Source organism: Desulfosoma caldarium (assembly GCF_003751385.1).
In the GTDB taxonomy this organism is placed as follows: domain Bacteria; phylum Desulfobacterota; class Syntrophobacteria; order Syntrophobacterales; family DSM-9756; genus Desulfosoma; species Desulfosoma caldarium.
Genome location: NZ_RJVA01000014.1, coordinates 21,028 through 41,271 on the forward strand (window position 1 = coordinate 21,028; position 20,244 = coordinate 41,271).

Below are 20,244 nucleotides of genomic sequence, written 5' to 3' on the forward strand. Positions count from 1 at the left end.
GAGGAGCGATGCACGCCGCACCACACCATCGCCCCTCCCACGGTGCTAAGGCAGAAATCATCCCCGAAAACCTAGACGGATCTCGAAAAGCTATCCCCAAACACATCTAAACGACCCATGTGCCGGGAAGGACTTTGTCCAGATTGACCAAGGTTTTCAGAAGATGCTCCCTGGTGTGAGGTTCCACCGTTAGTAGGGGTCTTCGTCCTTTGCGCATCAGGGTTTCAAAGAGATACGCAAAATCGATCGTCCCCATGCCTACGGGTAGATGGGCGTCCCGAGTTCCGTCGTTGTCGTGCAAATGCACTTCCATGAGGTGCCCGCTCAAAACCTCCAACCATTCCCTGAGGCTCGTTCGCGAAAACGCGTGCTGATGCCCCACATCTAAACAGAATCCGAAAACCGGCGAATCAAGCCGTGAAAAGATTTCTTCGTGAAGGGACGGATCTTCTTCCCAAACATTTTCCAGGCACAAACGCACATTCTGCCGTTGCGCGCGATTCACCAAAGGCTCCCACAACGCCAAAGCTCTTTGAATCCACGCCCCCCTTTGTTCCCGATGGTGGCGAGGATCATAGCCCGTGTGGCAAACAATCTGTATGGGTTGCACTCGAGCCGCCACATCAAACATCTGATGCCACCGTAGAAGGCTCACCTGGCGAATTAGGGCGTCGCAGCTTCCGGCACACAACTCCCAGAAAGGGCCGTGAAGCGTCAATCGACACCCCCAGGATTTCAGCAAAGCCACAGTGCCGTCTAGGGCCTTCCAATCCAAACGGTCCAGATCTTCTCCCGTAAAACCCAGTTCCAGATGAAACCGCTCCTCGCGAATGACATCCAGATACTTGGGCACCATGGTCCACGGCATGTTCACGTGCACCTGACGAACACTTTGAGGCGTCTGCGTGCCGAAAAACCGGCCCATGACTCCTTTTCCTTTCTTGCAGCCAATGCCAGCATGAAAAATGAATTTAGGCCCAAAGTTCAACCTTTATGGCCTGGAAGTGAGGTGAAGCAATGCCCTTGGGCTTTTTGTGGACCACCGAAGCCGCGGGTTTCGACCCTCCTAAAAGACGGGCGTTAACACCTCTGGTCGCGGCTTTCGCCGCTCCTAAAGCGTTGGTATCCTTGAAAGCTTTCTCGCCGAAACCCACGTTTCGCACTTCCACCTCTTTTCGGACCGGCAGGAGCCGGTCCCTTCGTCTGCTTGATGCATCATGCTTTTGCAGGATGGCGTTCCCTGCTCGCACCTTGTGCTTGCCGAGCCCACGAAAAACGTTTTTAATGAAGGGCGTCGTACCTCAACGCCCTCTCCTTCTGAACTCTATCTTACGGCACGGAGCGTGAACTATGAAAATTCAATCGTACAAGGATATTCCGGGCACCTTTTTTGACAACGAGGCCGCTCGAGGCGTCACGGGCCGCGTCCTCATTGGATCACGGGACGGCGCCCAGCGCTTTTGCATGCGCCTCTTCGAAATCCGTCCCGGCGGCCACACGCCTCGGCACTCCCACGACTGGGAACACGAGATTTTCATCCACGAAGGCCACGGCTCCGCCTACAAGGACGGCCGGTGGGTGCCCATCACTCAGGGCGACGCCCTCTTTATTCCTCCCAACGAAGAACACCAAATCAAGAACACTTCCGACAAGCCCCTGCGCTTCATCTGCCTTATCCCCTCAGGTCCTCCGGAACTCTAGGGCCCTCGGATGTTTGAAACGATTAACTTTTGTTCACATGGAAAATCTGCTAGTATAAGAACGTGTTTCCATTCGTGGCCGTCGATGCTCGTTTTCTTCCGCTCAAGCCTCAGAAACTCATCCCGCTCCTCCTCTTCAACGGATGGCATGCGGATGGAAGGCATGCAAAGGCATTCCAAGATGGACCACATTGACAAAAAACGGAGGCTTTCATGAGTCGACTGTTATGGCAACCTAGCGAGGAACGCATCCGCGGCACGAACATGTTTCATTTTTTGCAACATGTGAACGAAAAGCACGGTAAGGCATTTCGCACCTATGACGACTTGTACCGGTGGTCCATTGACCACATTCCCACCTTCTGGGCGACGCTGTGGGACTATGCAGACTTTTGCGTCCATCGCGGCTACGATCAGGTGGTGGACGACGTGCACAAGATGCCGGGAGCCCGCTGGTTTGAGGGAGCGCAGCTCAATTTTGCCGAAAACCTGCTGCGCTACCGGGACGATCGCATCGCGCTGAGTTTCAAAGGCGAAGGACGGCCTACGGTGCACACGACCTATGCGGAGCTCTACGATCGCGTGGCTCGGTTGGCCGCATCCTTAAGGGCCATGGGGATTCAGCCCGGGGATCGCATCGCAGGCTTTGTGCCCAACATGACGGAGACGGTGGTGGCCATGTTGGCCGCCACCAGTGTGGGTGCCGTGTGGTCCTCCTGCTCTCCCGATTTTGGCATTAAGGGCGTTTTGGACCGGTTCGGGCAGATTCAGCCTCGAGTGCTCTTCACGGCCGATGGATACCAGTACAACGGCAAGACTTTTGACTCGCTGGAACGCATCAGCGAAATCCTCAAGGAACTTCCCACCATCGAAAAGGTTGTGATCATGCCCTACATGCACGCCGAACCCGATCCAGGGCGCGTGCGCAACGGCATTCTGCTTGAGGACTTCATGGCCAAGGAATCGGGCCTCGACGTGGATTTTCAGCAGGTCCCCGCGAATCATCCCCTCTACATCCTATACTCGTCGGGCACCACGGGCATTCCCAAATGCATCGTGCACGGCACCGTGGGCACCCTCATTCAACATTACAAGGAACTCAAACTCCATACGGACGTCACCCGAGATGACACCATTTTCTATTTTACGACCTGCGGGTGGATGATGTGGAACTGGCTGGTGAGCTCTCTCATGCTGGGCGCTCGCGTGCTCCTTTACGACGGCTCGCCCTTTTACCCCCACCCTGGAGCCATGTGGCAAATGGCTCAGGATGAGAAAATCACCATCTTCGGCACCAGCGCCAAGTACTTGGCGGCGGTGGAAAAGGCCGGCGTCAAACCCAGGGAATCCTACGACTTAAGCCCGCTCAAGGCCGTTTTGTCCACGGGTTCGCCTTTGGCCATTGAAAGTTTTGAGTACGTTTACCGGGACATCAAGTCGGATCTGTGCCTGTCATCCATTTCCGGAGGCACGGACATCATTTCCTGCTTTGCACTGGGCAACCCCATGGGGCCGGTCTACGCCGGGGAACTGCAGTGTCGGGGCCTGGGCATGAAGGTGGAAGCGTGGAATGAAGACGGAAAACCGGTCATCGGGGAAAAGGGCGAACTGGTTTGCACGGCGGCGGCGCCTTCCATGCCCATCTATTTCTGGAACGACCCCGATGGGCAAAAATACCGGGATGCGTATTTTTCCGTATTTCCCGGCGTGTGGCACCACGGTGATTTCATTGAAATTACGGAACACGGCGGGGTGATCATCTACGGCCGCTCCGATGCCACCCTTAATCCGGGCGGTGTGCGCATCGGCACGGCAGAGATCTATCGGCAGGTGGAAACCCTTCCCGAGATTTTGGACAGCCTTGTGGTGGGGCAGGACTGGGACAATGACGTGCGCGTGATTCTGTTCGTGAAACTCCGCGACGGATGTGTTCTGGATGAAGCCTTGATCCAACGCATCAAGACCGCTATTCGCACCAACACGACACCGCGGCATGTACCGTCCAAAATCATTGCGGTGCCGGACATTCCGTACACCATCAGCGGCAAAAAAGTGGAGCTGGCGGTGCGCAAGGTCATTCACAATGAAGAAGTGAAAAACAAAGACGCCTTGGCCAACCCCGAAGCGCTGGAATATTATAAGAACCTTCCGGAACTGGCCTACTGAGATACGCCAACATCCCGTGGGGCCACATTGGCCCCGCCCACGGAACACCCCTTCGCCAAGGAGCGGCACGGGCAGCAACTCTCATCGCCCCGTGCGCGCTCCTTCAAGAGCCGCAAAACACATGGCCACGTTCGAACACGAGGCTCGGCTAAGGCACCTTGAAAAAAACCCTTTTTGACCCACCTCGCTACGCCGTGGTGTTGTCGGAACCTCCTTGAAGCATAGCCAGAGCCATGGCTTTCTCTTCCTGAAAACGTCGCAAGAGCGCGTCCCGCAGGCTTCCCCAGTGAAGGTGCCCCACCTGGCCTCGATCCCGATACACGGACTGAATGAGGGCCGATTCGTTGAGCGCCACCTCTCGCCCCCCCTGTCGGCTCAGGGCTCTTATGAACATGTCCGCCGCTCGACCGGGCCCGTGCTGCACGGCTGCGCTCCACAACACCTCCTGAACCGCCCGCGAGGCCGTGTTCACATCCACGCCGGTGGCGTCTTGGATGGCGCGCCGAGCGGGTTCGTAATGGGTTTCTCGAACAAAGGCGTGCTGCAACGCGGCAAACCGTTTCGGATCTTCCCTGGCAATGGCTTTCCAAACTCGAGGCATGGCCCCCTGTGAGCTTCCCGTATTGGCAGGTCCGGCCGCCCGAAGCCGCTGGGCCCACCGAGGCTCATGATCGGCGAGAAAATCTAGAAACCGCGCCATGGTGCCCGGTCTCGAGGCAATCTGGTATAAGCCATAGGATGTGCCGCCGCCGGGATCGTAACCTACGGCGTCCACGCCTGCACGGCCCGATTCAAAGCGGGCCGACAAGAAGCCGAGGCCTTCCGGAACCGATGAGGCGGCTCCGTCTTCCACCACGGCACCGCTCCCCGAATCGGCACCATTGTCGGCGACCAAACCGAGGGATGTTCCGTGCTGAAGGGCAGAACCCATGGGCGCCATGGCTTTCCATGCCGCGGAGCCAGATCCCATGGCCGCCGCCTTGATGTAGGCCGCCGTGATCATAGCTTGCCGACTGCCGGAATCCGCGTTTTGGAGATTCTCGCGAAGTCGCTGAAGGCTCTCGTTCTCCGCCGGCATGCGCGCCAGGGTCATCTCTGCTTCCACCGGCTGCATGGAACTCGGCGGCATTTCCACTTCACTACGAAGTGCATTTTCAAAAAGCCGCTGCCCCATGGCTCGAACGAGGGTGAAAGTTTGACCTGGCGATACCGCCGTCGGCGGCGTCGGTCTGGGTATCGTCTTTCGAATGAAGCTCACACCCATGAGGCTTTCCTCCTGTGCGGCACCTTTTTCCACCCCTTCCGGCGCCGACCTCCTTCTTGGCCGTTCCGCAAGATCTCCCTCCTTTTTCCAGACGCAGGGTCATGCTCGAAAAGGCTTTGTGCTCGGCAACCGTGGGCGTCTCGCATTCCCTTTAAGGAACCGCGCCCTTTCGTCCTACACCTTCACCAACGTCCCTTAAGGCTTTTGGTGAAGATTCCGTGAGCCGGCGGAAGGCTCACGGACACCCATGCGTGTTTTTTGACTTAGCAAACTTTAGACCCATTGCGAACTCCTTGCGTGGCTTTTCCACCGCCTCTCCTAGATTGGCGGGCACACCGCGAATCCGTATCGCACCGCGCAACGCCCTACAGCCCGCGCCAGGTGAAGACCAAACCATGACGGCGCCAATCGGCCACGGCATTGCCATGGGTCGCCATGTTGTCAGACTTTTGACGAAATGGCTGTCAGGATAGTGTGGGCTTGAGCCCCTCAGCCAACGCCTTTTCGATGGCCTCCGGACTGGCCACACCCAGGGACAGAGCGGCTTCTCGAACGGTGATCCCGTCGTCGTAAGCCTTTTGAGCTACCTGCGCGGCCCTGTCGTAGCCCACCAGAGGAACCAGATAGGTGGCCAGGGCCAGGCTCTGTTCCACATAGGCGGCGCACCGCGCCCGATGCGCCTCGATGCCCCGCACGCATTTTTCCGCCAGCACACGGGCGCTTCGCCCAATAAGCTCGATGGATTCCAAAAGGGTGTCGGCCAGGAGCGGCAGCATCATGTGGAGTTCCAAAAGGCCCGCCTGTCCGGCCAGGGTGAGGGTCGTATCGTTTCCCAAGACTCGGGCGGCAGCTTGCAGCACGGCTTCCAAAATGACGGGATTGACCTTGCCGGGCATCATGGACGATCCCGGCTGCAGGGCGGGAAGCTGAATTTCTCCAAGACCGCATCTCGGCCCGGATGCCAGCCAACGCAGATCGTTGGCGATTTTCCACAGGCTGACGGCGGCGGTTTTCAAAGCCCCACCGGTTTCCACCACGGCATCCTGGGCACTTTGGGCTTCAAAATGGTTTTCCGCCTCTCGAAACCTCAAACCCGTCTCCTCGTGGATGCGATCCAGCACTTCCCGGACAAAATCCGGCGGCACACCGACACCGGTTCCCACGGCCGTCCCGCCCAGGGCCACCTCGCACAGACGCGGTTCGACCGCACCAAGCCGCTGCGCAGCCAAGGCTATTTGTCGAGCGTACCCGGAAAATTCCTGCCCCAGAGTGACCGGTAGAGCGTCTTGAGCATGGGTGCGGCCGATCTTGAGCACATCGGCAAAGGCGTCAGCCTTTTCTCGAAGTGCCTCTTCAAGGAGGCTCAGGGCCGGCAACGTCGTTTCTTGTAGAAGGCGCCAGGCGGCAATGTGCAAAGCCGTGGGAATCACATCGTTGCTGGACTGCGCCATATTGACGTGGTCGTTGGGGTGGACGGGATGCTTTCCGCCGCGGCGCCCGGTGAGGATTTCGTTGGCGCGCCCCGCCAGGACCTCGTTCATGTTCATGTTCGTGGAAGTTCCCGAGCCCGTCTGGAACACATCCACGGGGAATTGGTCCCAGTGCTTTCCCGCGCGGACTTCCCCAGCGGCCTGAATGATAGCGTCCGCAACGACCGAATCCAGCCTGCCGTGGGCCGCATGAACCTCCGCGGCCTTTTGCTTGATCAGCGCCAACGCTTCCAGAAAAGGTCTGGGCATGGTGCGCCCGCTCAAGGGAAAGTTTTCGACGGCTCTCTGAGTCTGCGCGCCGTAATAGGCCGTCTTGGGCACAAGGATTTCTCCTAGAGTGTCCCGCTCCACTCGAAAGCCCTTCTCGTCCATGCTTTCTCCCTTGAATCTCCCTGTCCGTTTTGTAAGAACGGTACAGGTGGCGATCCGCTTTCGCGCATCGCGCCGTTGTTTTGGCTTGTTTTCAAAGCCACAAGGCCAGGGACGCGTCAATCGAAGCGTCGATGCAAGTCTTGAAGATTTAGCAAACCATATTTGACGCTCTTTTGAAAGATCTGGACGATGCGTTGGGGCGGAAGTTTTTGCAGATTTTCCCAGGTCGCATGAAAGTGACGCTGTTCCTGCTCGATGGCCTGATACAGGGCCCGCTCACGTGCCTGCGTGCGTCTTTGGCGTTCTTCTTCAAGGGAAATGACTTTCATGAGGCGCCCTTTCTCCAAAGGGATGGTCAAACCGTTAAAAACCGGCTCTGGAAAGGCCGGAGGAACCGTTTCACATCGCACTTTTTCATGGATGCGAAAGACCGGTACATCGGCCCCTTTGCTTTTTCTGTTTAGCATAGGCCGTGCCAGAACCCCTTTTGGCAATGCGGACGGTCACGACGCCGTCCTTATGACACAACGGGCCGAAGCCCTCGCTTCCCAAAAGAAATGGGCAAAGGAGACGGCGTCGGCCGGTGCGCCTCTTTCTCATCACAGGAAGGTTGTGGCTTTCAACGAGGTGTGGGGGCCGGCGTCCGGTCTTGCTGCGGACCAAAGGCCCGCGCTGTGAGGGATCAACGCCGGCACGGGCTGCATTTGACAAGCTTGTCGGTGCGTGTTCGAAAACGTTTTCTTCAAAGGACCCGCCGTGTGAAAAGGGTCCTCACGAAAATCGCTACTGTGAGGAGTTGAATCCTGGCGGTCCACCGCGTTCACCCTGAAGGAACGCTGCACGGCGCGATGAAGGGCACGCCAAGGGTTCCATTTTCCATTTTCATTACCCGAAAAAAGGGGTTAAGAGCCAATGGGGGTGGGGCACGCCAGCGTGGGGTTTGGCCTTGTCATCGTCCTTTTATGGAAAACGATGGGTGCAGCCATGGATCGAGAGCTTCTGATCGGCCATTCTATGGATTTGGCTGCCGTGGAAAAGGCTTTGCGGCGTCATGTGCAGGTCCTGACGGTGGAAATTGGGGAGCGCAGCGTTCTGGAACCGTCCGGGCACGCGCGGGCCGCCCGTTACATTGCCGAAACACTGCAATCGGCGGGGCTTCGTGTGTGGGAGGAACCTTACCCTTATGGACCCATCACGGTGGCCAACATTCTGGCCGAAACCGGCCCTGAAAACGCTCGACGCCGTTATATCCTTGGAGCCCACTACGATTCTCTGGTGGGAACGGTGGGTGCTGATGACAACGCCAGCGCCGTGGCCGTGCTTTTGGAAACAGCCCGCACGCTTCAGGCCTTGGAGCCGACACTTCCGGTGTCCGTCCAGTTCGCCGCCTTTGCCTTGGAAGAACCTCCGGCATACGGAACACGTTCCATGGGAAGTCGCGTGCGGGCTCGCCACGCCAAAAGGGTCGGAGAACACATTGACGGCATGATTTGCCTAGAGATGGTGGGTTACACGTGTCGAGAACCGGGGTGCCAAAGATATCCCTTTCCTTTGGGTTTCATGAATTACCCGTCCACGGGCGATTTCATTGGAATCGTGGGCAACTTTGCTTCCCGCTTCCTGGTTCGCGCCATGGAACGATCCTTTAAGAAGAACCCCTCGCTTCCTGTGATCACGCTGACCGTGCCGTTCAACGGCTGGCTGATTCCGACAGTACGCTTGAGCGATCATGCGCCTTTTTGGGATGCGGGCTTTCCCGCCGTCATGGTTACGGATTCCGCCTTTTATCGCAACCCCCACTACCACACCGTGCACGACACCATGGATACCCTTGACTTTGCTTTTATGGCCCGGCTGGTGCAAAGCCTCGTGATCTTCCTCGGTGAGCCCATGGTCTGAAAAACCGCCCATGACAATATTGGGAAGGGCGCATGGATCGGGCCCTTCCCCCTGCGGTTTACAGCTTGAGATAAAAATCGACGGTGGCATTGTCATACATCATCGACGCGCGAATGGTGCCGCAGTCGTACTCCCCGTCGTCGTAATGCTCGTCCAGACCTTGGCCCACATCCCCCGGCACATCGGTGAGAAGGATCCAGTGGCCCTCTGGGATACTACCGCTACCATCCATGTAACCGATACCGATTACCCCTCCGTACGCATGTAGGGGGTTTTCCCTTCCCGCTCCCGGGATCAATCCAGCCATCCGCATATGTTCCCATGCAGTACACGTTTCATTATCACTGCTATCCGTGCAGTTCGTCAATATATCATCACCAGCGCCAATCTTCCCGTCATGGTTGCCATCTTTAGCACCCGGCCAACGCTTACTCGCCTTATGATCATCTCCCGGATACTTGTGGTAGCGGTCGTAATAGGTATAGACGGCCGCAAAAACTCCGCGATAGTCGTTGTATAGCTGTTTAATCTTGGCATTGTTGATGATTTCCTGGCCCTTGAGCACGGTTCCGAGAATCAACCCAATAACGACCAGGACAATGGCCAGTTCCACAAGCGTAAAACCTCTTTGATCCGAACCCTTTCCTTTCATGATCGCCCTCCTCTGTCCGACACTGTGTTTACATTCAGGAGGTCGGTTGCGCCACTCGTTGAAAGCCGCGCCGCCATGGCGCCCATATCGGCGCGCGCGGCCGAACGCCCTCCACAGGACCCTTTCGACGCCCGCCCTTTCCCCGGCCATGGCGTCGACCATTCAACACGCAGGATCTATGCCTACTTTTCTCTTTCTAAAACCTGTCGCGCATTTGTCAACAAAAAACTTAACGCACTACAGGCCTCCTGCCGTTAACTCATTTTCTTCAAGGGAGCGAAATAGGCTGCATAACGCCTCGTTTTTCCACTGAAGCCAATAAAAGGTTGCCAAGTTGGCCGCTATGTCGGGGTCGGTAGAACGATGGCGCGCCTGCTTCAGAATCTCCTCCGCTTCGCCATAACGGCCTTGAGCCATCAGGGCCGCTCCCAGGTTGTTCATCACGTCGGGATCATTTCTTTGGGCCAGGTATTCTCGGTATGCTCGCACGGCCTCTTCCCAGTTTCCCGCACGACGGGCTTCTTCCGCAATGACCAGCATGAAACGGGCCGACTCCGTCGCCCCGTCCCATGGCGTCGGTGCCCTTGAGGGTCTGGTCCACGCGTAGCTTCTTCTTGCTCATAGAGGCTACCCCCCCCGGCCGTGCTTCTCAATCCGGCCTGATGCGCCGTCGGCAAAGCCAGGACCGCCGCGTCGCGCAGCAGTTCGGCTGCAACATCCGAAGGCTTATTCGCCTGAAGAAAAATCCCTCCCTTCCTGTGATCACCCTGACCGTGCCCTTCAACGGCGGGCTCACTCCCTCCGTGCGCCTGAGGGATCATGCGGCCTTTGGGGATGCAGGCTTTTACGCGGTCATAGTCATGGTTTCCGCTTTTTATGGCTCCCCCCACAAGCACATCGTGCACGACACCATGGATACCCTGGATTTCGCTTTTATGGCCCGGCTGGTGCAAAGCCTCATGATCTTCCCTGGTGAGCCCATGGGTTGAAAAACCGCCCATCACAACATCGGAAAGGGCGCATAGATCGCGCCCTTCCCTCGCGGTTTACATATCGAAACATAGAGGGACACGCCAGTTGGGATGTTCATAATAATTTTGAATGCTCCAAATGTTGCCTTTGTTATATTTTCCGTCGTCGTAATGCTCCTCCAGCATTTGAGCCACACGCCCCGGCACGTCATGAAAGCAGATTATGTGTTTGCCAAACTCATACGTGATAATAATGTAACTTCCGTACACATGCTCCGGCGCTCTAAGATCCTCATATGGATCATAAGTCTTCGGTCCCCCCAAGATGCCGGCCAGCCGCATGTGCTCCCATGCCAAACACCCTTCACCTGTGTAGCCAGCAGGGCATGTCTCTTCCCCCTGTTCCACTATAAGGCCGTCACCGTTACCGCTATGTGTCGAGCTCCAACGGTCGCCGGCTTTGGGGTCATCTCCCGGGTACCAGCCGTACCGGTCGTAATAGGTATAGATGGCGCCCACAATTTCCCGATACTGGTTGTATAGCGTATGGGCTTTGGCGTTGGTGATAAGTTCCCGGCCCTTGAGCACGGCCCCGAGAATAATCCCAATAATGACCAGGACAATGGCCAGTTCCACAATGGTAAAACCCCTCTGATCCGAACCCTTTCCTTTCATGATCACCCTCCTAAGCTCACCATGTTCCCTACCTCTTAGGAGGTCGGTTGCGCCACTCGTTGAAAGCCGCGCCGCCATGGCGCCCATATCGGCCCGCGCGGCCGAACACCCTCTTCGACACCCTCTTGGCGCGGTGCCCTTTTTCCCAAACGCCGCATCCCCTATTCCATCGGCTTCATGAACTTTTATGCGAAGAACTCATTTTCAAACCTCTCAATGGGTTCTTATGGTTTCTGATGACATTGGTTCACAAGCAGCCCTACGGTCTGAACGGCACCTCCTGTCAACAGGTTTTCTTCAAGGGATTGAATAAGGCTGCATGCCGCCTCTCTTTTTCCCTGAACCCAATAAGCGGTGGCTAAATTGGCCGCTATGTCGGGGTCGGTGGATCGACGGTGCGCCTGCTTCAGAACCTCCTCCGCTTCGCCATAACGGCCTTGAGCCATCAGGGCCGCACCCAGGTTGTTCATCACGTCGGGATCATTTCCTTGGGCCAGGTATTCTCGGTATGCTCGCACGGCCTCTTCCCAGTTTCCCGCACGACGGGCTTCTTCCGCAATGACCAGCAAGAAACGGGCCGAATCCGTCGCCCCGTCCCGTGGCGACTGTGCCCCTAAGGGGTCCAGTCCACGCGTAGCTACTTCTTGCTCATGAGGGCTACCCCCGGCCGTGCTTCTGAATTCGGCCTGAGGTGCCGTCGGCAAAGCCAGGACCGCCGCGTCGCGCAGCAATTCGCCTTCGGCGTCCATAGGTTTTTGTGCCATGGATTCGTGTTCAAAACCCGGAACCGTGGCCGAGGTTTCATCGCGAGTCGAAGGAGATTCTTCCGTTGAGGCGCCCTCGACCAAAGAGGAGACTGTGGTATTCTCGAAAGCCCTTAGTGTTTTTTCAGAAGGCGCCGTCTGGGGCGATTCAAAACGGTCAGACGCCGTCTGGTTCTTCGCTACAGGTAAGGCGTCTTTTTGGGATGTGCTACCGGATTCATCTGTTACGGTTTCCAGCGCCGCCTTGTCCTTGGCGGCGTTCCCCTTGATTTGAGATTCCCTTTCCTGGGCGACATCGCTCCGCTTGGGTGTCTGCTCTGCCCGAAGCCTTAAATCCTCGGGCGGATGTTCCCGCACATGGATCGGAACCCTTATCGTGGCTTCACGCTTGGTTGTTACCACGTTCCGAGAGAATTTCTGCACGACCACGACGGCGCCTGCCATCAGCAGGCCGAGAACCAAGCAGGAAATGGAAAGCGCCAAGAGTCGGCGTTTGGAGCGCTTGGCCGCAGGAGAGGCTTCGCTTGGCTTTCCATAGGTGGGTAGAGGAACGCCGGCGTTCAGTATCTCTTGGTGTATTTCTTGAAGCTTTTGAAGATGGTTGTAGAGCTCGCTCATCACATCTGTCGGGCTTCAAGGAAGATGATCATTTCGGCTTTCTTGGATTCTCTGCGCTCCGTGCTAAAAAGCGTCCCCACCACGGGCAAGGAACCTAACACAGGCACCTGGGTTCGGTGCTGCTTGCTTCGATCCAATAGAATGCCCGCTAAAATGACCACGTCTCCGGGTCTGACCTTGACCACGGTGGCGCTGCTGCGCATGTTGACCGCCGGTAAAGTGATCGTGTTGTTTCCCACGACTTCGCGGTTTAAGGCGACCACGTCGCTTTTGATGGGAACAATGCTCAGCAACACATCGCCGTCGGGCTGCACATAGGGGGTGACCCCGAAGGTCAACCCATCGAACACAGAAGACGTTTCTGCCGTGATCGTGACGGTCGTTTGGCTAGGGCCTGTGGATTCGCTGCGATCTATGGATTTGATATAGGCAATGGACGTCCCCACGGTGATGACCGCAGGTTGTCCGTGCATGACACGTATCTTGGGGTTAGAAATGACATTGACGGTGCCGAAAGTTTCAATGGTTTTCAGGATTGCGTCCAAATAATTTCCCGCGGAAAGCTGCATGACAAACGTCTTATCCGACGTCTCCGGTCCGTACATAGACCGTATGACGCCCCTCCAGTCTGGACCTCCCAAACCCTCCTGGAGCACCGTCTGCCATTCCACGCCGTATTCATGGCTTCGGGAAAGCTCCACTTCCACGATGCGTGCTTCAATGGTCACCTGATTTTCGTAGCGCTTTCTGAGGCTTTCCACAAGGTTTTCGACGCGGCGCACGTTTGCGGGAAAGTCCCGAACCCACAATGTACCGGTAAACCGATCCAAAGCATATTTGCCTTGAGGTGAAAGAAGGCTTTCTCCCAGAGCCTGTTCTAAAAATTTGTAGAGATCCCCATGTTCTTTGGCCGATTCGCCTTCCAGCTCCAAAACGCCCTTGAGCGGGCTGGTGACAGTCTGGCCGCCTTGACCCACACTCCCAAGAACATCGCCTCCTAAAGCGTAGCGCGAACCGCGCGCCGTGAGAATGAAGCTTAGGTTGAACATCTTCTCTACGAATGCTTGAACGCGAAGCACGCCTTTGTCGACCCGATAGGTCACGCCCACCATGTCGCTCAGAGCATCCAAGGCCCGACGCAGGCTCACCTGCTCAAAGGATATGGTGACGAAACGGCTTTCGGGTGATATTAGTTCTTGCACTTCTTTGTCAATCACCAGGGGCAGGCCGGCTTCCTGGGCCAGGAGCAAAAAAATCGTTTGAAAATCTTCCTGGATGAAGGTTAGCGTGACTTTTCGAGCATCCAGAGGGGATATGTCCTTGAAAATAGGCTTGTAAACGTCGGCCTTGCCGGCGGGCACCGCGGGCTTTCTCACCGGTGGCATGGATCGACCCAATTCGCTCTTCTTGTCCATCCCAGAAGAGGCGCACCCGGCCATACACACCAAGACCAACACACAAAGAACATTAGATATCCGCCCTTTCCCCAACGCCCACAAAGAACCTTTGTCCGTTTTCCCCAACAATCGTCACCCCCCAATTGTGCACCGTTTCCACACGCCCCGCTTCGGGGACCTCATCGCCTTCCGCATACGGCACGCCGTTGATCACCCCTGCACGCCGTCGAGATCCCACCAACACCCCGGAAAGCCGCACCGTCACCCCTTGTCGCACGGGTTGTTCCAATTCCACCGGCTTCGGCGTCAATTTCTCTTCCGCTGCCGTTTCACGCGGCCCCAAGAACGCCTCCCCGTTTGCAGAGGTCCACACTTTCTTTTGGGGGGCCGTTCTTGCCAGGGCGGAAAAGTCCCGCGGTGGCTCCCGCGTGACCCACTTCGGTGGCTCATGGGACGGCCCGGGAAGGGTGCGCACCCACAATACGGCAACGATAAGCACCAAGCACCATGGCAACCATAGGAAAATCCAAGGGCGAATGTGGCCAGACATCTTCATGGTTGAAAATAGACCTTTTTGCCTCGCACGTCCGCATGGGGCCGACATGCCCCGGCTGAGCGCGACGGGGCCGACTTGTTGCCCTCTGCGTCACAGGTTTCCAACACAAAAGAATCCATGAAAAAATATCCTTGATCCGTATAGATGCGCGAAAGCTTTTCCACAAAGGCACTAAAGGGTTCCAGCGCGATTTTTTCTTCCACGACGGCTTCTCGAGGGGGTGTCATGCTGAAAAACCCGGGATCGATGTGGGCCAGAGTTGCTGCAAAGGCCTCCAAGTGGCGGACTTTTTCTTCTTCGGCTTGAACCGCCCGCCAGTATTCTTGGGCATGGCGATAACGACGGTGCTCCAAAATCCCAAGGGCCAGAGTGATGACGAAAAGAAGGGTCGCCGCCAAGAGGAGCCCTAGAGGGCGAAAATAGCCCTTGAGGAAAACAGATTCTTTTATGGCCGCTCCGCGCTCCATCGTCATGCCTTACATCTTGAGTTCAAAAGAAAAAACGGCTTGGTTCGCCCGTTCGTCGTAGTCGAATCGCCCGGAAACCTCTTTTTGCCGTTCTTTCAAGGTGGCCAACAACACCCCGAAGTTGCGGTGCGCTTCCTCAAATCCCACCGTCCCTTTGACGACCAGGGAAAGCACCGAAGCCGGGGCCGTTTCGGTGTGACTTTCAGGACGCCGCTGAGGCCGCCGAGAAACCGTCGGACCCGAACGAGAGCCCCCGCCTGTTTTCGAGAGAGTACAGCGCACGACCCGAAAATTTTTAGGCACAACTTTAGAAAGCCATACCATCCAGGCATCCATGCGCGGTTCTCTCTCGAACGCTTCCAGCACCTGCCGGTGCTCCTCCAAAACGGCCACGCGATCCCAAGGAATGGTTTTTTGTACGCTGTCAGCTCGAGAAGCCACCTCGGCTGCAAACCCCCGAGTCTTCTTTTCCAACACCTGAGTGCGATGCTTCATAACTCCCCAAAACCCGGCCTGGGCCAGGGAAACCACAAGAAGCGCCACCGCTGCGCGCCTGGCCCACGGCATGTGCCGGTTCCACGCCTGAACCTGGTCGGGAAGCATGTTAAATGCCGCCGGCACATAGAAAGCGCCGAACCACTCCGGATGCTCTATCGCGGCCTCCTGCACCGAGGAGGCCATGGTCGATGACGCCCATAAAGCCTCAGAGGAGTCCAACAAATGGCGCAAGGGGCCGCACGCCTGAACCCTTAACGGACCCGGCTCGCCGGCGCGTTCAAACTGGTCCCGAGTAAAAGCCACTTCCTCTTGGACCAGGTTTTCCATTGGGCCGGTGAAGGCATCAAAGGCCACGAAACGCACGGCCCGAATCTGAGCCTTCTCTGTGACCGCCAGGTAAAAACCGCGCTCTTTTATCCATACGGTCAAGGTCCGTTCCTCAAAACTTTGGGCCGCCAAGAAAGCCACCGCCAAAGCGGGATGATACACCGCATGAATTCGGGCTCCATGGCGCCACAGGCTTTTCATCTTCTCATCCAAACCGGATGTTTCCATGGCCACAATGCCCACATGGACCACCTGACCTTCCTCACGCTCCACCTGGTAAAAGATCGAAGGCGGCGTGCGAAAGAAACCCGTGCGCTCCACTTTTTCCTGAATCTGCAGGGCGAGGACATCCCCGGGGCCTCGAAAAACCTGCTCGCGCAGAAAATGCATCATCGGCGGCTCCCAAAGAAGGACCGTCCGCACACCAGAAAGATCGGAGAGCTTCCCAGGCCCCTCAGCCCAGCTCACGATGGCTTTGCCCCGCGTACGCACCGTCACCGCGTGGAAGGTCTCCCCTGTAAAATGCACCACCACGGTCTGCATTACGGCCGCCTCCCCAACACCCACCATACCCCCAGCACGGCCAGGCCAACCGTCACAGCCAAAACCCCACCCCACAGCCACGAACGTCCCGGCCTTAAAGACGGCACGGACGCTTCCAAGGTGGGCTCCAGGGTTTTCAGGACCTCTCGAAGGGTTTCCACACTAATGCGTCCTTCCAGTCGTGAGGCGGCCACCAATAAAGCTCGATCCATAATTTTGTTGATGAGCCTGGGAATGCGTCCACTGGCATCGCACAGAAGCTTTTCGGCCCCCTTTTCAAACGGTATGGACGCCCCTCCGGCTCGGGTCATCCGATATTGGGTGTACCAGGAGACTTCATCTGGGGACAGCGGCTCGAGTCGCTCCCACAGGCTGATGCGCTGTTTCAGTTGGCTTAGCTGCGGCATGTGGAGTTTATCTTCCAACGAACGTTGGCCGACCAAAAGAATCTGAATGAGCTTCTTGTCCTCGGTCTCCAGGTTGGAAAGCAAGCGGATTTCTTCGAGACTCTCCGGGGGAAGGTTTTGGGCTTCGTCGACCACCAAGAGAAACTCTCGGCCCTGAGCCGCTTCGTGAAGCAGATAGCGCTGAAAGATTCGCAGCAGCCTTTCCTTGCTGTCGGACGCCTTGACCGGCAACTGCACATCTTCCAGAATGGCTTGCAGCAGTTCCTTGGGTTCCAAGGTCGGGGTCATGATCAGCGCCGTTCGGTAACGGTCATCGGCAAGTTCTTTGAGCAAGATACGCAGCAGCATGGTCTTGCCGATGCCGGGGTCGCCCACAAGGACCAAAAATCCTTCCCCTCGAGCAAGGGCGTAACGGATCGTCTCCAGCACCGCCTTGTGTTTCGAGGATGGGAAAAAGTAGCGCGTGTCGGGTGTCAAACGAAAAGGATAGTCCTGAAAACCAAAAAACCGCAAGTAATCGGGAACGCTCATCGCATCTTCCCTAATGCCCCAACCAATTCATAAACGGGGCCCAATAAAGCCAACACGATGCCCAGAAAGACCACTCCGGCGACGCTCAAAAGAACGGGTTCCAAAACTTTAGGCAACGTTTCCACAAAGGTGAGCAACTGCTTGTAGTAGTAAGAGCCTAGCAGTTTCAATTGGTCCACCAGCTTGCCCGATTCTTCACCCGTCTTGATCATGCGCAGTTCCATAAGGTTAAAAAAGCCCACCGCCTCACATGCTTCGGTCAAAGTCGCGCCTTGGCCGATAGATTCCGCCACAACGGGCACCAGGGTTTTCACCTTTCGGCTGGGAACACTCTGACGCAGGACTTCCAAGCTTCTCAACATATCTAACCCCGACCCCAGAAGAAGACTCATGTATTCGAAAAAGAAGGCCAATGTGGACAACCGCCAGGCCCGGCCCACAATGGGAGTCCGCAACAGGACGCGTTCCGTTGCAAGCCTCAGTCTTTCAGATTTCCGTGAAAAAACCCATAAACTGATAAGTACAAAAAGGCAGACCGGCAACACCGGCCAGTAGTGTTGGATGACGTCGACGGCTTTCATGAGAAGCCGTGTGGGCAAGGGCAGACTCAAATGCATCTCTCTGAACATGGTGAACACTTTCGGAAGCACATAGGCGAACCATACAGCCAAAGCGCCCACCATGGCCGCCACGATGAAGCAGGGGTACCACAGGGCCCTCTTGGTCTGGGAAATAAGCTCGTCCACGCGAGTCAAATGCGCGGCGGCATCTTCTAGGGTCTGGTCCAAATGTCCCGTCTCTTCGCCGATTTCGGCTAAGCTGCACAGAACCGAAGGAAAAACCTTAGGATACTTCTTGAGGCTTTCCGCAAAGGAAAAGCCTTCCTGCAGCAAGCCGAGCACACCCCGCAGAGCGTCCCTCAACAGGGCATTGCCCGTACTCCGACGCAGATCCTCCAACGCCTGCACAATGGGCACCCCGGCAACCAGAAGAAAAGACAGATTGCGGCACCATTCGGCCAGTTCCGGCCGCCGCACCTTGGCGAAGAATATCCGTCTGGTCTCTTTGCGGACCCGATAACGCACGAGGATGCAGTTACGGGCCCGAAGGAATAAGAACAGTTCCTTGAGGTCCCGAAATTCTCCCCGATCGTCAATGGTTCGGCCCGTCTGCACATCCAAGGCTCTGTAGGTAAAAAGCGGCATCAGCCCAACACTCTCTCCGCCTCCTCCACCGTGGTCTGCCCGGTGGCGATCTTTTGCGCCGCACTGTGGCGCATACTCTGAAAACCTTCCGCCGCCAGGAGATTCAGGAATTCCTGGAGCGATTTTCCTTCGGCAATGAGGGCTCGGCATGCATCCGAGACTTGCAGGATTTCCGTGACGGCCGTTCGCCCCAAATAGCCGCGGCCCCGACACGCTTCACAACCCGTGCCGTGCAGATAATCCCGGTCGGCGGAAAGCCCGTATCGGGCTAAAAGTTTGCCGTCGGGGCGGTAGGGTGCCCGGCAAAAGGGACAGACTTTGCGCACCAGCCGCTGGGCCGTTGATCCCAACAGCGTTGCCGCAAGCACATCTGCGGAAACATTCATGTCCCGCAACCGAGCGATCACAGCCACAGCATTATTGGCATGGACGGTGGACAACACCAAATGGCCCGTCAACGCGGCTCGAAGGGCCATGGTCGCCGTTTTTTCGTCGCGGATTTCCCCGATGAGAATCACATCCGGATCTTGGCGCAAGAAGTGGCGCACCGCATCGGCGAAATCATAGCCGATGTCTTCGGCCACCTGGGTTTGCCGAATGAGCGGGAACCGGTATTCCACAGGGTCTTCCGCGGTCAGGACGTTGAGGTGAATGACATCGAGCATGCGCAGGGCGCCGTAAAGCGTGGTGGTTTTACCGCTTCCCGTGGGCCCGGAAATGAGGACCATGCCGTAGGGCTTTCGAAAAAGCGCTTCCATGGCTTGAACCTCTTCGGGGCTGAACCCGAGGGAACCCAAAGGGAACACCACAGCCTGCGTGGGCAAAAGGCGTATGACCAAGTTTTCGCCGAAGGGAGACCGAACCGTGGAAATCCGAAGATCGTAGATTTCTCCCATGAATTCAAACCGCCAGCGACCGTCCTGCGGCAGCCTCTGTTCGCTGATATCCATGCCCGCCCGGGCCTTGAGGGCACTGACCAGGCGTTGGTGGATGGACAATGGAAACACAAAAGCCAAATCCAGGAAGCCGTCGATGCGTGTAAAGAAGCGCGTCGTTTGGTCCGTGGGAGACAGATGGACGTCGGTGGCCCGATGCAATATGGCGTAGTTGAGGAGATCCGCCCACAACTCGTCCATGGAAAAGGCAGCGTTGGGGTTGGTGGCCAAACGGCTCTGAAGATTTTGCACGTTTTGTTCGGGAGGATTTTGCAAAAAGTGATAGTGTCTTTCGGCCAGTTTTCGAATTTCCGCCGAAGGACCCACGTAGGCTTTGAATCGTGACCCCACAAAGGAGGCCAATCCGTCTCGAAGGCCGCGATCCATGGGATCCCCTACCGCCACATGAAGGACGCCGTCGGTCAACTTAAAGGGCAAGACCGTTCGATCCCGCGCAAATCCCGGCGGTATCTTGAGCAGCGCCCGCGATTCGGGAACCACGCCTCGAGGATCCCAGAACGGAAGACCAACCTGATCCGCCAGCACCTCAGCCATTTCGAACTCGGTAACAATCCCTAACCGCGTCAGCACTTCGCCCAGCCGTTCCCCGGTGGCCTTCTGCTCTCTGAGGGCAAAGTCAATCTGCTCCTCCTTGAGATAGCCCTTTTCCTTCAGAAGCTGACCGATGGGTTTCTTTGGCGCCTGAGCGGTGTCCACTTTGTCTCATCCTTTCTTGCCACGCCTCGGGACCGCAGGGTGGCCGCCCGGCCCAACGGCTGCCCTTTCATGCGCTACATGGGCCCTTCC

The 20,244-nt window shown here is 56.9% G+C and carries 19 protein-coding genes; 4 read left to right on the plus strand and 15 right to left on the minus strand.

What is annotated here, in order from left to right:
• Window positions 1-106 precede the first annotated feature (106 nt).
• Window positions 107-925 carry a sugar phosphate isomerase/epimerase family protein gene (locus EDC27_RS12630; RefSeq protein WP_123290998.1) on the minus strand — a complete coding sequence of 273 codons (819 nt, stop codon included), beginning with the start codon at window positions 923-925 and terminating at the stop codon, window positions 107-109.
• A 425-nt stretch (window positions 926-1,350) separates the two neighbouring features.
• Between EDC27_RS12630 and EDC27_RS12640 the strand changes: the two genes are divergently transcribed.
• Both EDC27_RS12640 and EDC27_RS12650 read left to right on the plus strand, forming a co-directional pair.
• On the plus strand, window positions 1,351-1,701 hold the full coding sequence (locus EDC27_RS12640) for a cupin domain-containing protein (protein ID WP_123291000.1): 351 nt from the start codon (window positions 1,351-1,353) through the stop codon (window positions 1,699-1,701).
• A 212-nt stretch (window positions 1,702-1,913) separates the two neighbouring features.
• Complete coding sequence (locus EDC27_RS12650; RefSeq protein WP_123291002.1) at window positions 1,914-3,866, plus strand: acetoacetate--CoA ligase; 1,953 nt, start codon at window positions 1,914-1,916, stop codon at window positions 3,864-3,866.
• Between the two features lie 187 nt (window positions 3,867-4,053).
• Here EDC27_RS12650 and EDC27_RS12655 read toward each other — a convergent pair whose 3' ends face one another.
• The 3 genes from EDC27_RS12655 to EDC27_RS12665 form a co-directional block, all read right to left on the minus strand.
• Window positions 4,054-5,130 (minus strand): VgrG-related protein, encoded by a 1,077-nt coding sequence (locus EDC27_RS12655; RefSeq protein WP_148045758.1) that lies wholly within the window; start codon window positions 5,128-5,130, stop codon window positions 4,054-4,056.
• A 464-nt stretch (window positions 5,131-5,594) separates the two neighbouring features.
• Window positions 5,595-6,992, minus strand: coding sequence for a class II fumarate hydratase (locus EDC27_RS12660; RefSeq protein ID WP_123291004.1), 1,398 nt, complete (start codon window positions 6,990-6,992; stop codon window positions 5,595-5,597).
• Window positions 6,993-7,108: 116 nt separating this feature from the next.
• On the minus strand, window positions 7,109-7,459 hold the full coding sequence (locus EDC27_RS12665; protein ID WP_148045759.1) for a hypothetical protein: 351 nt from the start codon (window positions 7,457-7,459) through the stop codon (window positions 7,109-7,111).
• Window positions 7,460-7,904: 445 nt separating this feature from the next.
• On the opposite strand from EDC27_RS12665, the gene EDC27_RS12675 reads away from it, so the two are divergent.
• Window positions 7,905-8,891 (plus strand): M28 family peptidase, encoded by a 987-nt coding sequence (locus EDC27_RS12675; RefSeq protein ID WP_245994561.1) that lies wholly within the window; start codon window positions 7,905-7,907, stop codon window positions 8,889-8,891.
• 58 nt (window positions 8,892-8,949) lie between these two features.
• On the opposite strand, the gene EDC27_RS12680 is transcribed toward EDC27_RS12675, so the two are convergent.
• Both EDC27_RS12680 and EDC27_RS12685 read right to left on the minus strand, forming a co-directional pair.
• On the minus strand, window positions 8,950-9,543 hold the full coding sequence (locus EDC27_RS12680) for a type II secretion system protein (RefSeq protein ID WP_123291164.1): 594 nt from the start codon (window positions 9,541-9,543) through the stop codon (window positions 8,950-8,952).
• Window positions 9,544-9,780: 237 nt separating this feature from the next.
• A complete protein-coding gene (locus EDC27_RS12685) occupies window positions 9,781-10,083 on the minus strand; it encodes a tetratricopeptide repeat protein (RefSeq protein ID WP_123291007.1) in 303 nt (100 codons plus the stop codon).
• 122 nt (window positions 10,084-10,205) lie between these two features.
• On the opposite strand from EDC27_RS12685, the gene EDC27_RS12690 reads away from it, so the two are divergent.
• Complete coding sequence (locus tag EDC27_RS12690) at window positions 10,206-10,532, plus strand: zinc-binding metallopeptidase family protein (protein ID WP_123291008.1); 327 nt, start codon at window positions 10,206-10,208, stop codon at window positions 10,530-10,532.
• A gap of 57 nt (window positions 10,533-10,589) precedes the next feature.
• On the opposite strand, the gene EDC27_RS12695 is transcribed toward EDC27_RS12690, so the two are convergent.
• The 9 genes from EDC27_RS12695 to EDC27_RS12735 all read right to left on the minus strand — a co-directional run bounded on the left by EDC27_RS12695 (window position 10,590) and on the right by EDC27_RS12735 (window position 20,154).
• Window positions 10,590-11,189 (minus strand): prepilin-type N-terminal cleavage/methylation domain-containing protein, encoded by a 600-nt coding sequence (locus EDC27_RS12695; RefSeq protein ID WP_123291009.1) that lies wholly within the window; start codon window positions 11,187-11,189, stop codon window positions 10,590-10,592.
• Window positions 11,190-11,413: 224 nt separating this feature from the next.
• Window positions 11,414-12,571, minus strand: coding sequence for a tetratricopeptide repeat protein (locus EDC27_RS12700; RefSeq protein ID WP_123291010.1), 1,158 nt, complete (start codon window positions 12,569-12,571; stop codon window positions 11,414-11,416).
• Window positions 12,571-13,986, minus strand: a complete 1,416-nt coding sequence (locus EDC27_RS12705; protein WP_170161802.1) for a hypothetical protein — start codon at window positions 13,984-13,986, stop codon at window positions 12,571-12,573. The genes EDC27_RS12700 and EDC27_RS12705 overlap by 1 nt, the downstream gene beginning before the upstream one ends.
• Before the next feature lie 52 nt (window positions 13,987-14,038).
• Complete coding sequence (locus EDC27_RS15815; RefSeq protein ID WP_148045760.1) at window positions 14,039-14,311, minus strand: hypothetical protein; 273 nt, start codon at window positions 14,309-14,311, stop codon at window positions 14,039-14,041.
• A gap of 209 nt (window positions 14,312-14,520) precedes the next feature.
• The gene (locus tag EDC27_RS12715; protein WP_148045761.1) at window positions 14,521-14,997 is read right to left on the minus strand and encodes a hypothetical protein; all 477 of its coding nucleotides are present in this window, start codon (window positions 14,995-14,997) and stop codon (window positions 14,521-14,523) included.
• 3 nt (window positions 14,998-15,000) lie between these two features.
• Window positions 15,001-16,359 (minus strand): hypothetical protein, encoded by a 1,359-nt coding sequence (locus EDC27_RS12720; protein WP_123291014.1) that lies wholly within the window; start codon window positions 16,357-16,359, stop codon window positions 15,001-15,003.
• Window positions 16,359-17,297 (minus strand): ExeA family protein, encoded by a 939-nt coding sequence (locus EDC27_RS12725; RefSeq protein ID WP_123291015.1) that lies wholly within the window; start codon window positions 17,295-17,297, stop codon window positions 16,359-16,361. Before EDC27_RS12725 ends, EDC27_RS12720 begins: the two co-directional genes overlap by 1 nt.
• On the minus strand, window positions 17,294-18,502 hold the full coding sequence (locus EDC27_RS12730) for a type II secretion system F family protein (RefSeq protein WP_123291016.1): 1,209 nt from the start codon (window positions 18,500-18,502) through the stop codon (window positions 17,294-17,296). The genes EDC27_RS12725 and EDC27_RS12730 overlap by 4 nt, the downstream gene beginning before the upstream one ends.
• Window positions 18,502-20,154 (minus strand): GspE/PulE family protein, encoded by a 1,653-nt coding sequence (locus EDC27_RS12735; RefSeq protein WP_123291017.1) that lies wholly within the window; start codon window positions 20,152-20,154, stop codon window positions 18,502-18,504. The genes EDC27_RS12730 and EDC27_RS12735 overlap by 1 nt, the downstream gene beginning before the upstream one ends.
• Between the last annotated feature and the right edge of the window lie 90 nt (window positions 20,155-20,244).